This window comes from Mycolicibacter hiberniae (assembly GCF_010729485.1).
Lineage (GTDB): Bacteria > Actinomycetota > Actinomycetes > Mycobacteriales > Mycobacteriaceae > Mycobacterium > Mycobacterium hiberniae.
Window position 1 is genome coordinate 4,134,060 of record NZ_AP022609.1, and the last position, 14,274, is coordinate 4,148,333.

Sequence of the window (14,274 nt, forward strand, 5' to 3'; positions counted from 1 at the left end):
TCGGCCTGCTTTGATTGCGGGAATCAGGTGATTCCAATGCGGCGGGAAGGTGGGTGGCATGTTCGACGAGGCGCTGTTCAGGGAGGCCATCGCCAAGCCGAGGCTGCGTCAGCCGCTACCGGATTACCTGCCCGGAAACCGCGCCGGCGGCAAGGTCAAGGTGCTCACCGAGCCCGAGCTCAACGCCATGACCGAGCAGTGGTTCCTCGACCTGGACCGCAAGATCGCGCACTACGCCGAGCGCGGGATCGACGTGGCCTTCGCCGCCGAATGGGCCAAGAAGTATTGGTGGAGTTGGCTGATGCGGGATATGTCGCTCAACCACGAGCTCTACACGCCGGATCTGCGCTACAAAGACCCCACCACCTTCGGCCGCATCATCGTCGGTCTCGAGGAGTTCGAGCGCTACAACTTCTCCTTCCTCGACGCCATCCCGGACTGGCGCTACGACCCGCTGCCCGGGCAGGTCTATTTCGACGTCACGCCCGAGGGCGAGACGCGGGTGATCGTCCGCTACATCGGCAGCGGACACTTCAGCGGCACGCTGCGCTTCTACCCCTACGACGAGTCGGCTCCGGCGATCCACGGCGTCGGCACCTTCGTGCAGTGCACCGCGGTGGACCGCTACCACTTCAACGCCGACGGGCTCATGTACGAGGGGGAGACGCTGTTCGACCTGCTCGACGCCACCCAATCGGCCGGCGTGCTCCCCTCGGACGACAGCTGGCTGTTCCGGGCGCTGATGGGCGCCTCGCGGTTGCCCCGGATGATGCAGGATGCCCGTCGCGCGTTGCGTCTTGGCTGATCGGGCGGGGTAAGTCGGCACTCAGGAGAATTGATCAGACCTGAGCGGAACAGACTCAACGTTGACGGCGTTGGAAAACACGACAAGCATTTTTGGCGGGCGTTTGTGAGGCCCGTCACTAACCCCGAATGGAGGTGTCGTGGACTCTTTCAACCCGACCACCAAGACGCAGGCAGCCCTCACCGCCGCTTTGCAAACGGCCACGGTCGCCGGCAACCCCGAAATCCGGCCTGCGCACCTGCTGCAGGCCCTGCTGACCCAGAACGACGGGATCGCGGCGCCGCTGCTGGAGGCGGTCGGGGTGAACCCCGCGACGGTCCGGACCGAGGCGCAGCGGCTGATCGATCTGGCGCCGCAGGTGACCAACTCCAACGCGCAACCGCAGCTGTCCCGCGACGCGCTGGCCGCGATCACCGTTGCCCAGCAGTTGGCCACCGAACTCGACGACGAGTACGTGTCGACCGAACACCTGATGGTGGGCCTGTCCACCGGCGACTCCGATGTCGCCAAGCTGCTGACCGGTCACGGTGCCTCTCCGCAGGCATTGCGGGAGGCGTTCGTGAAGGTGCGCGGCAGTGCGCGGGTCACCAGCGCGGACCCCGAGGCCAGCTACCAGGCGTTGGAGAAGTACTCCACCGATCTGACCGCCCGTGCGCGTGAGGGCAAGCTGGACCCGGTGATCGGGCGTGACACCGAGATCCGCCGGGTGGTACAGGTTTTGAGCCGGCGCACCAAGAACAACCCGGTGCTCATCGGCGAGCCCGGCGTCGGCAAGACCGCGATCGTCGAGGGACTGGCGCAGCGCATCGTCGCTGGCGACGTCCCGGAGAGCCTGCGCGACAAGACCGTCGTCAGCCTGGACCTGGGTTCGATGGTGGCCGGCGCCAAGTACCGCGGCGAGTTCGAAGAACGCCTCAAGGCCGTCCTGGACGAGATCAAGGAGTCGGCCGGGCAGATCATCACATTCATCGACGAGCTGCACACCATCGTGGGCGCCGGTGCCACCGGCGAGGGCGCGATGGACGCCGGCAACATGATCAAGCCGATGCTCGCGCGCGGCGAGCTGCGACTCGTGGGCGCGACCACGCTCGAGGAATACCGCAAGTACATCGAGAAGGACGCCGCCCTGGAGCGCCGCTTCCAGCAGGTCTACGTCGGCGAACCGTCGGCAGAGGACACCATCGGCATCCTGCGCGGCCTCAAGGACCGCTACGAAGTCCACCACGGGGTGCGCATCACCGACTCGGCGCTGGTGGCCGCGGCCACGCTGTCCGACCGCTACATCACGGCCCGATTCCTGCCGGACAAGGCCATCGACCTGGTCGACGAGGCGGCCTCGCGACTGCGCATGGAGATCGACTCCCGGCCGGTCGAGATCGACGAGGTCGAGCGCCTGGTGCGGCGCCTGGAGATCGAAGAGATGGCCCTGACCAAGGAGTCCGACGAGGCCTCCAAGGACCGGCTGGACAAGCTGCGCGCCGAATTGGCCGACCACAAAGAGAAGCTCGCCGAGCTCACAACCAGGTGGCAGAACGAGAAGAACGCCATCGACGTCGTCCGCGAACTCAAGGAGCAGCTTGAGGCGTTGCGTGGCGAGTCCGACCGTGCCGAACGCGACGGCGACCTGGCCAAGGCCGCTGAGCTGCGCTACGGCCGAATCCCGGAGGTGGAGAAGAAGCTTGACGCCGCACTGCCGGTTGCTCACGCTCAAGAAGACCTCATGCTCAAGGAAGAGGTCGGCCCCGACGACATCGCCGATGTGGTGAGCGCCTGGACGGGTATCCCGGCAGGCCGGCTGCTGGAGGGCGAGACCGCCAAGCTGCTGCGCATGGAGGACGAGCTCGGCAAGCGGGTCGTCGGTCAGCGCAAACCGGTGCAGGCGGTCTCGGACGCGGTGCGGCGCAGCCGGGCAGGTGTCGCCGACCCCAACCGGCCCACAGGCTCCTTCCTGTTCCTGGGACCCACCGGCGTGGGCAAGACCGAGCTGGCCAAGGCGCTGGCCGACTTCCTGTTCGACGACGAACGGGCCATGGTCCGCATCGACATGAGCGAATACGGCGAGAAGCACTCGGTGGCTCGCCTGGTCGGCGCGCCTCCCGGCTACGTCGGTTACGACCAGGGCGGTCAGCTGACCGAGGCGGTACGCCGCCGGCCCTACACGGTGGTGCTGTTCGACGAAGTCGAGAAGGCGCACCCGGACGTGTTCGACGTGCTGCTGCAGGTCCTCGACGAGGGCCGGCTCACCGACGGCCAGGGCCGCACGGTGGACTTCCGCAACACGATCTTGATCCTGACGTCCAACCTGGGTTCGGGTGGCACCGACGACGAGGTGATGGCCGCGGTGCGGGCCGCGTTCAAGCCGGAGTTCATCAACCGGCTGGACGACGTGCTCATCTTCGAGGGCCTCAACCCCGAGGAACTGGTGCAGATCGTCGACATCCAGCTGCAGCAACTGGCCAAGCGCCTGGCGCAACGGCGGCTGACCATCGAGGTCTCCTTGGAGGCCAAGAAGTGGCTGGCCCGTCGTGGCTTCGACCCGGTCTATGGGGCGCGCCCCCTGCGCCGGCTCATCCAGCAGGCCATCGGCGACCAGCTGGCCAAGATGCTGCTGGCCGGCCAGGTGCACGACGGCGACGTGGTGCCGATCAACATCAGCGCGGACGGCGAGTCGCTGATCCTGGGCTGAGCCCGCCCAGACGTCACAGCCCCCCGGATTGGTTCCGGGGGGGCCGTGACGTAGGACGCCTGCTTTACGGATGCGGTGTTCTGGCTGATCGGTTAGCCTTGCCGTTACTGAGAAATTCCCGCGAGTTTCGGGTGGCGGGCGTCCAATCGGAGGGGTGATCATGGCAAGTCGTCGCCATCGGCTGGTGGGTGCCGTCGGCGCCGCCGGCGCATTGCTGGCGCTGAGCGCCCCGGCCCCCGCCGCGCACGCCGACTGGGACGACCTGCTGCAGCCCCTGCTCGACGCGATCAGCTGGGTAGACCCCGGTATCGCCGCCGACACCGATCCGGGTTCGGCCCTGGCCTCGCTGGACACCCTGTTCAACGGCTGGTACCAGGACCTGGTCTACAACCCGCTGAACAGCATCGCGCCGTGGCTGTTCGGCCCCGATGTCGCCGGCAGCGCCGCCGACTACGGCCCCGACACCCCGCTCGCCGATCTCCCCACCAGCTTCACCGTCCCGATGGACGTCAACCTGGTCACCCAGCCGGTCATCAACGTCTCCGTCGGCGGCGGCCCGCAGACCGAGGTCCTGGTCGACACCGGCGCCGCCGGACTGGTCATGCCGATCTGGAACATCAACCCCTTCGGCATCACCGGCCTGCCGACCGGATTCAACATCGGCCAGTTCGGTGGCTACCTGAACTACTTCTACCTGGAACTGCCCACCACGGTCACCTTCACCGGCTTCGATGAGAACGACGTCGCCGGTACGGTCACCGCCGACACCTCGGTCGCCGCGGTGCTGTTCGCGTTCCCGGCGGACTTCAACATCTTCGGCCCGTGGTCCATCCACGACTACCTGGCCGGATCCTCCACCGGCATCTTGGGCATCGGGCCCAACGCGCTCGGCCCCACACCCGACCACATTCCGACCGCCGATCTGCCGGGCGAGCTCGGCCGCGGCGTGCTGATCGACCAGCCCAACGGGGAACTGATCTTCGGGGCCAACCCGCTGGAAGGTGGGATCGCCGTCAACGGCGCCCCGTGGTCGGCCCTGTACGTGAGCCTCAACGGCGCCACACCTCAGCAGGTCAACGGGGTGATCGACTCCGGCGGGGTGTTCGGAACCATGCCGTCGTCGGTGCTGAGCAGCGCGGGCATCACGCCGACGGCCAACGGCACCCTCCCGGACGGGACGCTGATCCGGGTCTACACCCCGGGCGGGCAGCTGCTCTACTCCTACACCGTGAGTTCGACGACCTACTCGAACGACCCCGCCGACGCGTCGACCCGTGGCCCGGTGGTGATCAGCGGCAACAGCATGAACACCGGTAACTTGCCGTTCGCGATGGAGCCGATTTACGTCTCCTACGACACCGGGCAGACCATCTTCGGCGGGGTCGCGCCGAACACCGTGCAAATGTGACGTTGACCTGTTGGAACAGTGCTGATACACGGTTGTGACCTGCGAGCATTCTCGGTTCGGGCCCGAGAGCAGATACGCTAGGCCCAATGGTCCCGCTTTGGTTCACGCTGTCCGCGCTGTGCTTCGTCGGCGCGGCAGTACTGCTGTACGTGGACATCGACCAGCGGCGCGGCCGCAGCCGGCGCCGTAAGTCCTGGGCACGGTCGCACGGCTTCGACTTCGAACCGGAATCCACCGAGATTCTGCGCCGCTGGACACGCGGCGTGATATCGAGCGTGGGCGGCGAGGCGCCGGTGCGCAACGTGGTGCTCGGCCAGATCCGCGGCGAGGCCGTCTACATCTTCGACCTCGACGAAGTGGCCACGGTGATCGCCCTGCATCGCAAGGTCGCCACCAACGTCGTGGTCGATGTGCGGCTCAAGGGCCTCAAGGAGCCCCGCGAGAACGACATCTGGCTGCTCGGTGCGATCGGCCCGCGCATGGTCTACTCCACCAACCTCGACGCGGCACGCCGGGCCTGCGACCGGCGGATGGTCACCTTCGCCCACAGCGCTCCCGACTGCGCGGAAATCATGTGGAACGAGGAGAACTGGACGCTGGTGAGCATGCCCATCACCAGCACCCGCAGCCAGTGGGACGAGGGCCTGCGCAGCGTCCGCCAGTTCAACGACCTCCTGCGGGTGCTGCCCCCGGTCCCACGCCGCCAGACCGCCGAGACCACCACGGGACGCCGCAACGGCCAGCCCAGCCGTCCGGCCGGGCCGCCGAGCGCCGCGGAGGCAGCCGACGACAGTGCAGCCGACCAGCCCGCATCGGCATCGCGGGCGCCCGCGTCCGCTCCGGGCGAGCCGGCGCCGCGCCGCCGGGCCGGCCGGGACGCCGCCTCGGACGGGCGTTCGGCCAAGGGCGGTCACAACGTGCGGCAGACCGCGCACTATCAGCGCTGACGGCCGACGCCGCTCGACACCAGCGGCTTGGTTACGCTGACGGGCATGTCTCGCCCCGTCGCCGTGGTCACCGGGCCCACCTCTGGGCTGGGCGCCGGCTACGCGCGCCGCTTCGCCGCCGACGGACATGACCTGGTGCTGGTCGCCCGCGATGTCGAGCGCCTGGAAGCACTGGCCACCGAACTGCGCGACGCCCACGGCGCCGCCGTCGAGGTACTGCCCGCGGACCTGGCCGACGCCCACGGGCGCGCGCGTGTCGCCGAGCGCCTGGCCGCCGGGGTGCAGGTACTGGTCAACAACGCCGGATTCGGCACCGCCGGGGAGTTCTGGACCGCCGACCCCGCGCTGCTGCAGGCGCAGCTGGACGTCAACGTCACCGCGGTGATGCAGCTGACCCGGGCGGCGCTGCCCGCGATGATCGACAAGGGCGCCGGCCGCGTCATCAACATCGCCAGCGTCGCCGGGCTGCTGTCGGGACGCGGCTCGACCTACTCGGCATCCAAAGCCTGGGTGGTGTCGTTCACCGAGGGACTGGCCGGCGGCCTGCACGGCACCGGCGTCGGCATCCATGTGGTCTGCCCCGGATACGTCCACACCGAATTCCACCAGCGTGCCGGCATCGAGATGGCCACCTTGCCGTCGTTCCTGTGGATGGAGGTCGACGACGTGGTCGCGGCGAGCCTGGCCGACATCGCCCGGGGCGAGGTGGTCAGCGTCCCGGGCCTGCAGTACAAGGCATTGGCAGGCGTCAGCCGACTGGTTCCGCGCGGGCTGTCGCGGACGCTGACCAACAAATTCGGGAGGGGCCGTGGCCGCACTTAACAACGACGAACGCGACGAGCTGGCCGCGCTGGTGCGCAAGCTGTCGGTGGTGCACGGCCGCGTGACCCTGTCCTCGGGAGCCGAAGCCGACTACTACGTCGACCTTCGCCGTTCCACCCTGCACCATCGCGCCGGTGCCCTGATCGGACGGCTGGTCCGTCAGCTCACCGATGACTGGGACTATGTCGCGGTGGGCGGCCTGACCCTGGGCGCCGACCCGGTGGCGACCGCCGTCATGCACGCCCCGGGCCGCCCGATCGACGCTTTCGTGGTGCGCAAATCAGTGAAAAGCCATGGCATGCAGCGCCTTATCGAAGGATTCGACGTCGCCGGCCACCCGGTGCTGGTGGTCGAGGACACCAGTACCACCGGCGGGTCGGCGCTGACCGCGGTGCGGGCGGTGCGGGAAGCCGGCGGTCACGTGGTGGGCGTGGCCACCGTGGTCGACCGTGCCACCGGAGCAGCCGAGGCCATCGAGGCCGAGGGCGTGCCCTACCGCAGTGTGCTCGGACTGGCCGAGCTGGGGCTGGACTGAACGCACCGAGGACCGTTGTGCGAAGTCTGATCGCGCTGGTGTCGGCGCTGGCCGTCGCCTGCGTCGCGGCCTGCGGGGGCTCGGAAACGGCCGGCCCCTACGGCGCCCACGGCACCCGGCTGGGTTCGCCGCTGACCTTCCTCGGCTGGGAGATGACCCTGTCCAACCTGCGGTGGGAGGTCGACTACGCCCTGATCGACGTCAAGGCCCAGGTCGCCGAGGAGCACGGTCCCCACGCCGCGCCCGGCGATCTGCGGTTCGGGGTGTACGGCACCCCTCCGCATCCCATCGAAGCCACCGGACGTAGCAGCTGCACGCTGCTGGGCGAACTGGTGCCGGCGCCGCTGTCGGCCCCGCAACCCGATCGGCTGAGCGGCACCGTGTGTCTGGGCCCGCTCAAGGAACGCAGCGCCCTGCGCGGCGTGTACCTGTATTCGCCTGCCGACCGGATCAAAGACACCACGGTGGCCTACCCCGCGGCGTTCCCGGTGGGGCTGGCGCCGGTCAACCCCGCCGACACCGGTCTGCTGCTCACCGCCCAGGGAGTGGCCGCCTACCGCGCCGACGGCGTGCCGCTGGCCCCGACCGCCCTGGGCGACCCGAAGGCGTTCACCGGCAACGGCTACATGGTGCTGAGCCTGACGGCCGACGCGGTGCCCGGCCAGTACCGAGACGAGGCAGTCGCGCGGGGCGGACCGCTGATGCTGGTCGCCGGGCCGTCGACACCGATGCCCGGGTTGGGCCCGGACTGCCTGGCGGTCGGGTCATCGGTGCTGATCCTGCCGGAGGCCTCGCTGAACTCGGTGCACGTACCGACAGCGCTGTGCACGCATGGCGAGATCAACGCCGCGCTGCTCTACCCCTCGGTGTCGGTGGTCGGCACGCATGCCGCCGTGTGGACCACCGGGTGAGCGAGCGCTCCGAGGGGCCCGGCCCCACTGAGTGGTTCTCGCCGGCGGACAACGGGGTGGGGCCCTGGGCGGGGCCACTGCCCAGCGACCCGCGGTACGACCCGGAACTGCTGCGCGACGGCGACAGTCGCAACGTCGTCGATGCCTACCGCTACTGGACCCGCGAGGCGATCATCGCCGATATCGATCGCCGTCGGCATCGGCTGCACGTCGCGATCGAGAACTTCGGCCACGACGCCAACATCGGTTCGGTGGTGCGGACCGCCAACGCCTTCGCCGTGCACACCGTGCACATCGTGGGGCGGCGGCGGTGGAATAGGCGCGGCGCCATGGTCACCGACCGCTACCAGCGGCTGGTGCATCACGAGACGGCCGCCGACCTGCTGGATTTCGCTGCGCGGCAGGGACTGACCGTGGTCGCGGCGGACAATGTCGCCGGCGCCGCGCGCCTGGAGCAGACCCGGCTGCCCGCCGACTGCCTGCTGGTGTTCGGCAGCGAAGGCCTCGGCATCAGCGACGAGGTGCGAGCCGGTGCCGGCCTGACGGTGTCCATCGCCCAGTTCGGCTCGACTCGCAGCATCAACGTCGGGGTGGCCGCCGGGATCGTGATGCACGCCTGGATCACCGCGCACGCGGATTTCGATCAGGCTTGGTGATCGGCGGCCGAGGAGCCGTACCCGTCAAGTTCTCATAGGGGCCTCAGAACCTGCTGGCGTTAAGACCCCGCCAAGATGCGCAGGTGAGGAGTGCTGTTCCAGGCGCAAAGTCCAGGGATTTCCCTGTATCGGACGCGGGGCCGCCGTCGCTAGCGTGGCGACTATCAGGTTCTTGTCAGAAATGAGGAATTCACCATGCACGCACGTACGAAAACGCGTCCCTACGCCCTCTTCGGCGCCGCGCTGGTGGGCGCCGGTGCCATCGTGACCGCGCCCGCGGTGGTGCCGGCCCTGCCGGCCGACGCCATCGCTGCCGATGTGGCACTGACCGCCCTGGACTGGCCGGATGTCGATGTCTTGACCCCCGACGGCTGGTTGACCTTCGACTCCCTTGCCGCGGCGCAGGCCTATGCCGAGGAACTGACCGCCACCACCCTGTCCTACGCCCAAACGGCCGTCGAGTGGGCTGGCTGGCTGGACCCGTTCCTCTCCTTCGCCGGAATCTCGGGGCTGGGGGACTGGGTGTCCGATCGCTACGACATGTTCGAAGAGATCCTCAGCCCCGGCTGGAATCCGCTGACCTGGATCGAAGGGTTACTCGAGTCCATCAGCGCTGACCCCGAAGTTCTCTTCGGCCCCGTCGCCGACTTCGACCTGGGCTGGCTGTACAGCCTGCTGGGAGTCTCGGCGCAGGACGGCGAGCAACTGGACAGCCTGCTGGAACTCGCCTCCGGCTACTACGGCGGTCAGATCACCTTGGGGTTGCTGACCGTCTATGGAACAGGGCCCGGGGCGATCAACGCGATTGCCGACGGCATCATCACCCTCGACGACCTGTTCCCCGAGCTGGGCAGCGAGCTCGACGTGCTCAACAACCTGGCCGGCGAATCGATCACCACCTGGTTGACGGAGGCGGAAGAGACGCTGACCGCCCAGATCGAGTTCGCCTCGGACGTCCTTGAGGCCGCACCGGCGATCCAGTGGATTCTGGACCTCTTCGGCCAGCTCACCGACGGGGGCGGCTTCGAGCTGCCCTTCTGACCCCTGAGCGCAGGATCTTCCCGCGGATCGCCGGTCCGCGGGAAGATCCTCGTTCGGCGAATACGGCAAGATCAACGGCTATGGACCACCTCTGGGCGAACCGTGCCGAAAGCGCCGAAGCCGCGGTCACCTCACGCCACCTCAAGTCGCTGTGGCATCTGCCCGGCACGCAGCTGGGCGTCGTGGCGTGGCCGCCGATCAAGCGCGCCCCGCACTGGCACTACTGGTGGCAGGCGCATCTGCTGGACTGCCTGATCGACGCCCAGCTGCGCGACCCGCAGCCCGAACGGGCCACCCGCATCAAGCGGCAGATCCGCACACACCGGCTGCGCAACGTGGGCCGCTGGACCAACGCCTACTACGACGACATGGCCTGGCTGGCGCTGGCGATCCAGCGGGCGGCCACAGTCATCGGCGTGGACCGGCGCCGCGCCTTGGGTACCTTGACCCGCCAGTTGACCGACTCCTGGATGCCCGAAGCCGGCGGCGGCATCCCGTGGCGCAAGGACGAGCAGTCCACCGAACCGTTCTTCAACGCGCCGGCCAACGGACCTGCCGGAATTTTCCTGGCCCGCGAACCGGGGTGGCTGCAGCGCGCCGTGGAGATGGGCGACTGGATCGATGCCACGCTGATCGACCCGGAGACCCACCTGGTGTTCGACGGCATCCGGGCCGGTTCGCTGGTGCGGGCGCAGTACACCTACTGCCAGGGCGTGGTGCTCGGTCTGGAAACCGAACTGGCGGCGCGCACCGGTGCCGAAAGGCACTTCGTCCGGGTCCACCGGCTGGTGGCCGCCGTGCGCGAGCATATGGCTCCCGGCGGAGTGATCAAGGGAGCCGGTGGTGGCGACGGCGGGCTGTTCGCCGGGATCACCGCCCGCTACCTGGCGTTGACGGCCACCGCGCTGCCCGGGGACAGCGCGGCCGACACCGAGGCACGCGACACCGCGGCACAGCTGGTGCTGGCGTCGGCGAAGTCGGCGTGGGACTACCGGCAATCGGTGAACGGACTACCGCTCTTCGGTGCGTTCTGGGACCGGGCCGCCGAGGTGCCCCGTGGTGACGGCGCGGTGGCCACCTCGATTTCCGGCGCGGTGTATGAATCCGAGGTCCCCGAGCGGGATCTGTCGGTGCAGTTGGGCGGGTGGATGCTGATGGAGGCCGCGGCAAGTCTGCGTTGACTCTGCGCTGACCAGCCGCCCTACTCGGAGTTTTGCGTGGTGAGCGCAGAGTCAGCGTCACCTGAAGGGGCCCTGCGCCGGGACAGATACGCCTTGACCGCCGAGTAGATCGCCGGAAGCAGCGAGACGAACAGAATCCCGATGATGATCAATTCCAGGTGGTCGGTGATGCCCGGCACCTTGGTGCCCAGCCAGTACCCCGTCAGGGTCATCCCGGCGCCCCACACGACGCCACCCACGATGTCGAACGCCAGGTAGACCGGGTAGCGCATGTAGGACACGCCGGCGATCGCCGGGACGAACGTCCTGGCGAACGGTACGAAGCGGGCCAGAATGATGGCGGCCGGCCCGTACTTCTCGAAGAAGGCGTGCGAATCGGTCACGTAGTGCTTCTTGAAGAAGCGGGAGTCCTCTTTCTTGAACAGTGCCGGCCCGATGCGGCGGCCGATGAAGTAGCCGGTCTGATCGCCCAATATCGCCACGACCGCCACGGCCGGGGCCAGCACCCAGATGTCGGGGTTGCCGGCGGCGGCCAGCAGACCGCCGGTGACCAACAGCGATTCGCCGGGCAGCAGAGGAAACAGCAGACCGGTTTCGACGAAGACGATCACCAGGATGGCCGGCAGGACCGCGTGCTCGAACAGGCCGCCCTGCCCGATCCAGTACATCGGGTCCAATATGTGGGGCATCGCCGCCACCGTCATGCTCATGAGGCCCCAACATACCGGTGTCGTGGGCGATTAACCGTTGGGGATACTGGGGGGACACCGTTTGCACCCAGGAGGAGAGAGTTCCATGCCCATCGCTACCCCCGAGGTCTACGCCGAGATGCTGGCCCGCGCCAAGGAGAACTCCTACGCGTTCCCGGCGATCAACTGCACATCGTCGGAGACCATCAACGCGGCGATCAAGGGCTTTGCCGACGCCGGCAGCGACGGCATCATCCAGTTCTCCACCGGCGGCGCGGAGTTCGGCTCCGGCCTGGGTGTCAAGGACATGGTGACCGGGGCGGTGGCCCTGGCCGAATTCGCCCACGTGATCGCCGCCAAGTACTCGATCAACGTGGCCCTGCACACCGACCACTGCCCGAAGGACAAGCTGGACGGCTTCGTGCGGCCGCTGCTGGCGATCTCGGCTGACCGGGTCAAGGCCGGCCAGAACCCGCTGTTCCAGTCGCACATGTGGGACGGCTCGGCCGTGCCGATCGATGAGAACCTGACCATCGCCCAGGAGCTGCTGGCGCAGGCAGTGGCCGCCAGGATCATCCTCGAGGTCGAGATCGGTGTGGTCGGTGGCGAAGAGGACGGCGTGGAAGCCGAGATCAACGAGAAGCTCTACACCTCGCCCGAAGACTTCGAGAAGACCGTCGCCGCCCTCGGTGCCGGCGAGCAGGGCCACTACCTGCTGGCCGCCACCTTCGGCAACGTGCACGGCGTCTACAAGCCGGGCAACGTCAAGCTGCGCCCGGACATCCTGGCCGAGGGTCAGAAGGTGGCGTCGGCCAAGCTGGGCCTGGCCGAGGGTTCCAAGCCGTTCGACTTCGTCTTCCACGGCGGTTCGGGCTCGCTGAAGTCCGAGATCGAGGAGGCGCTGCGCTACGGCGTGGTGAAGATGAACGTCGACACCGACACCCAGTACGCCTTCACCCGCCCGGTCGCCGCGCACATGTTCACCAACTACGACGGTGTCCTCAAGGTGGACGGCGAGGTCGGCAACAAGAAGACCTACGACCCGCGCAGCTACCTCAAGAAGGCCGAGGCCTCCATGACCGAGCGGGTCATCGAAGCCTGCAACGACCTGCACAGCGCCGGCAAGGCCCTGGCCTGAGTCGTTGACTCTGCGTCCACGGCGGGGAAGTTCGAGTGAGCCCCGCCGTAGGCGCAGAGTCAACGAACGTCATCAGCTGCCGTGCGACTGGCAGATCTTCCACTGGTCGTCACGGAACTGCAGGTCGAAGCTGCGGGTTGAGCGCACCCGCGGCTCGTAGGCCATGAACGCGGTGACGTTGGCCTCGGCGTGGCCGTCGTTGACCACCACCTCGTCGATGCTGGCAACCACCGGGTACTGCTTGGCCGCCGCGATCCGGCGGTAGGTCTCGTCCCAGACCTTCTGGTCGTAGTTGACGTAGCGGTCGCGGATGTCGCCGCAGGTGAGACTGCGCAGCGTCGCCAGATCGCCGTTCTGCGTGGCGATGTCGAAACTTTGGATCGTGGACCGGACGTGTTCCTCCTGGGAGGCCGCCTGGCGGGTTTCGCGGGTCAGCCACAGCGTGCCCAGCACGGCGATCACCGCGAGCGCCAGGATGATCAGGATCACCGCCATCACCCAGCCCCAGCTGCGCGAGACGGTGCTGGGCAGCTTGGTGCCGACCCGTGCCGGAATCTGTTGCGGTATCGCCTTGCCCGCGTCATCGCTCTGCTGAGCGATCAGTTCGGTGTCGGCATCATCCACCGACGGGATGACTTCGGTGTGCCCGGCGTCGAACCCGGGAGCGGTGAACCTGCGCTCCGGTGAACCGTCGGTACCGGGCGCGGCCTCGGTGGCGATCACCTCGGTGACAGCGTCGGCGTCGGCCGGTGTCTCCGCCAGGGCGGCCGTCGCCGTCTCGTCGTCTGAGTCGACGGGCTGGATCTGGGTGACCTGGTCGTCGCCGTCGGGATGCTGCTCGACCGGGGCAGCGCCGGTCCCGGAACCCTGATCGGATGCGGGCGGTGCGGGAACGTCGTCGCGGTCGGGGCCGGATGGGTTCGGCATGGGCTACGGCTGTCCTCCCGCTAGCTAATCTGCTACGCGCCAGCTTACTGAGGGAGCCGGCGGATTGCCGGAGTGGCTGGCCATGGACGGCACGGCAGAATGGACGATGTGACTCACACCGGTGATCTCCTCCGACCCGATCCGACCCTGCTGCCCGGCGACCCCGACGCCGAGGCCGCTCTGCGGGGCAACCAGAACCCCGAAGTTGTCGCGGCCGCGTATCCGGCCGCCTCGGTGGCGTGGGCGGTGCTGGCCGAAGCGGCATTGGCCGAGAACAAGGCTGTCACTGCCTACGCCTACGCGCGCACCGGTTACCACCGGGGCCTGGACCAGCTGCGCCGCAACGGGTGGAAGGGCTACGGCCCGGTGCCGTATTCGCATGAACCCAACCGTGGTTTCTTGCGGTGTGTGGCCGCGCTGGCGCGTGCCGCCACCAGCATCGGCGAAGCCGACGAGCAGGCACGCTGCCTGGCTCTGCTAGACGACTGCGATCCCGGCGCCCGCTCCGCGCTGGGGCTGAGCTGACCC

Annotated in this window: 14 protein-coding genes; 12 read left to right on the top strand and 2 right to left on the bottom strand. The window is 68.2% G+C overall.

The genetic code is table 11. The features are described from left to right. The first annotated feature begins 58 nt into the window (after positions 1-58). The 10 genes from G6N14_RS19265 to G6N14_RS19310 all read left to right on the top strand — a co-directional run bounded on the left by G6N14_RS19265 (position 59) and on the right by G6N14_RS19310 (position 10,992). Complete coding sequence (locus G6N14_RS19265; protein ID WP_085136728.1) at positions 59-805, top strand: nuclear transport factor 2 family protein; 747 nt, start codon at positions 59-61, stop codon at positions 803-805. 139 nt (positions 806-944) lie between these two features. Next, entirely contained in the window at positions 945-3,491 is a 2,547-nt protein-coding gene (gene clpB / locus G6N14_RS19270) for an ATP-dependent chaperone ClpB (protein ID WP_085136416.1), read from the top strand. Positions 3,492-3,651: 160 nt separating this feature from the next. Continuing rightward, a complete protein-coding gene (locus G6N14_RS19275; protein ID WP_085136729.1) occupies positions 3,652-4,899 on the top strand; it encodes a PecA family PE domain-processing aspartic protease in 1,248 nt (415 codons plus the stop codon). An 86-nt stretch (positions 4,900-4,985) separates the two neighbouring features. Beyond that, entirely contained in the window at positions 4,986-5,846 is an 861-nt protein-coding gene (ttfA, locus tag G6N14_RS19280; RefSeq protein WP_085136417.1) for a trehalose monomycolate transport factor TtfA, read from the top strand. Positions 5,847-5,891: 45 nt separating this feature from the next. Next, entirely contained in the window at positions 5,892-6,668 is a 777-nt protein-coding gene (locus tag G6N14_RS19285) for an SDR family NAD(P)-dependent oxidoreductase (RefSeq protein ID WP_085136418.1), read from the top strand. After that, entirely contained in the window at positions 6,655-7,203 is a 549-nt protein-coding gene (gene pyrE, locus G6N14_RS19290) for an orotate phosphoribosyltransferase (RefSeq protein ID WP_085136419.1), read from the top strand. Before G6N14_RS19285 ends, pyrE begins: the two co-directional genes overlap by 14 nt. 17 nt (positions 7,204-7,220) lie before the next feature. After that, positions 7,221-8,114, top strand: coding sequence for a hypothetical protein (locus tag G6N14_RS19295; protein WP_085136420.1), 894 nt, complete (start codon positions 7,221-7,223; stop codon positions 8,112-8,114). Continuing rightward, positions 8,111-8,770 carry a TrmH family RNA methyltransferase gene (locus tag G6N14_RS19300; protein ID WP_407663147.1) on the top strand — a complete coding sequence of 220 codons (660 nt, stop codon included), beginning with the start codon at positions 8,111-8,113 and terminating at the stop codon, positions 8,768-8,770. The genes G6N14_RS19295 and G6N14_RS19300 overlap by 4 nt, the downstream gene beginning before the upstream one ends. A gap of 195 nt (positions 8,771-8,965) precedes the next feature. Further along, positions 8,966-9,811: a hypothetical protein gene (locus G6N14_RS19305; protein WP_085136422.1), complete on the top strand. Its 846-nt coding sequence runs from the start codon at positions 8,966-8,968 to the stop codon at positions 9,809-9,811. 80 nt (positions 9,812-9,891) lie between these two features. Next, positions 9,892-10,992 carry a glycoside hydrolase family 76 protein gene (locus G6N14_RS19310; protein WP_085136423.1) on the top strand — a complete coding sequence of 367 codons (1,101 nt, stop codon included), beginning with the start codon at positions 9,892-9,894 and terminating at the stop codon, positions 10,990-10,992. A 20-nt stretch (positions 10,993-11,012) separates the two neighbouring features. Here G6N14_RS19310 and G6N14_RS19315 read toward each other — a convergent pair whose 3' ends face one another. Next, a complete protein-coding gene (locus tag G6N14_RS19315; RefSeq protein WP_085136424.1) occupies positions 11,013-11,702 on the bottom strand; it encodes a DedA family protein in 690 nt (229 codons plus the stop codon). Positions 11,703-11,787: 85 nt separating this feature from the next. Between G6N14_RS19315 and fbaA the strand changes: the two genes are divergently transcribed. Beyond that, positions 11,788-12,819: a class II fructose-bisphosphate aldolase gene (fbaA, locus tag G6N14_RS19320; RefSeq protein ID WP_085136425.1), complete on the top strand. Its 1,032-nt coding sequence runs from the start codon at positions 11,788-11,790 to the stop codon at positions 12,817-12,819. Between the two features lie 72 nt (positions 12,820-12,891). Here fbaA and G6N14_RS19325 read toward each other — a convergent pair whose 3' ends face one another. Then, positions 12,892-13,746: an Rv0361 family membrane protein gene (locus tag G6N14_RS19325; RefSeq protein ID WP_085136426.1), complete on the bottom strand. Its 855-nt coding sequence runs from the start codon at positions 13,744-13,746 to the stop codon at positions 12,892-12,894. Between the two features lie 108 nt (positions 13,747-13,854). Here G6N14_RS19325 and G6N14_RS19330 point away from each other — a divergent pair, with 108 nt between their 5' ends. Further along, a complete protein-coding gene (locus G6N14_RS19330; RefSeq protein ID WP_179960900.1) occupies positions 13,855-14,271 on the top strand; it encodes a DUF3151 domain-containing protein in 417 nt (138 codons plus the stop codon). Positions 14,272-14,274: the final 3 nt, after the last annotated feature.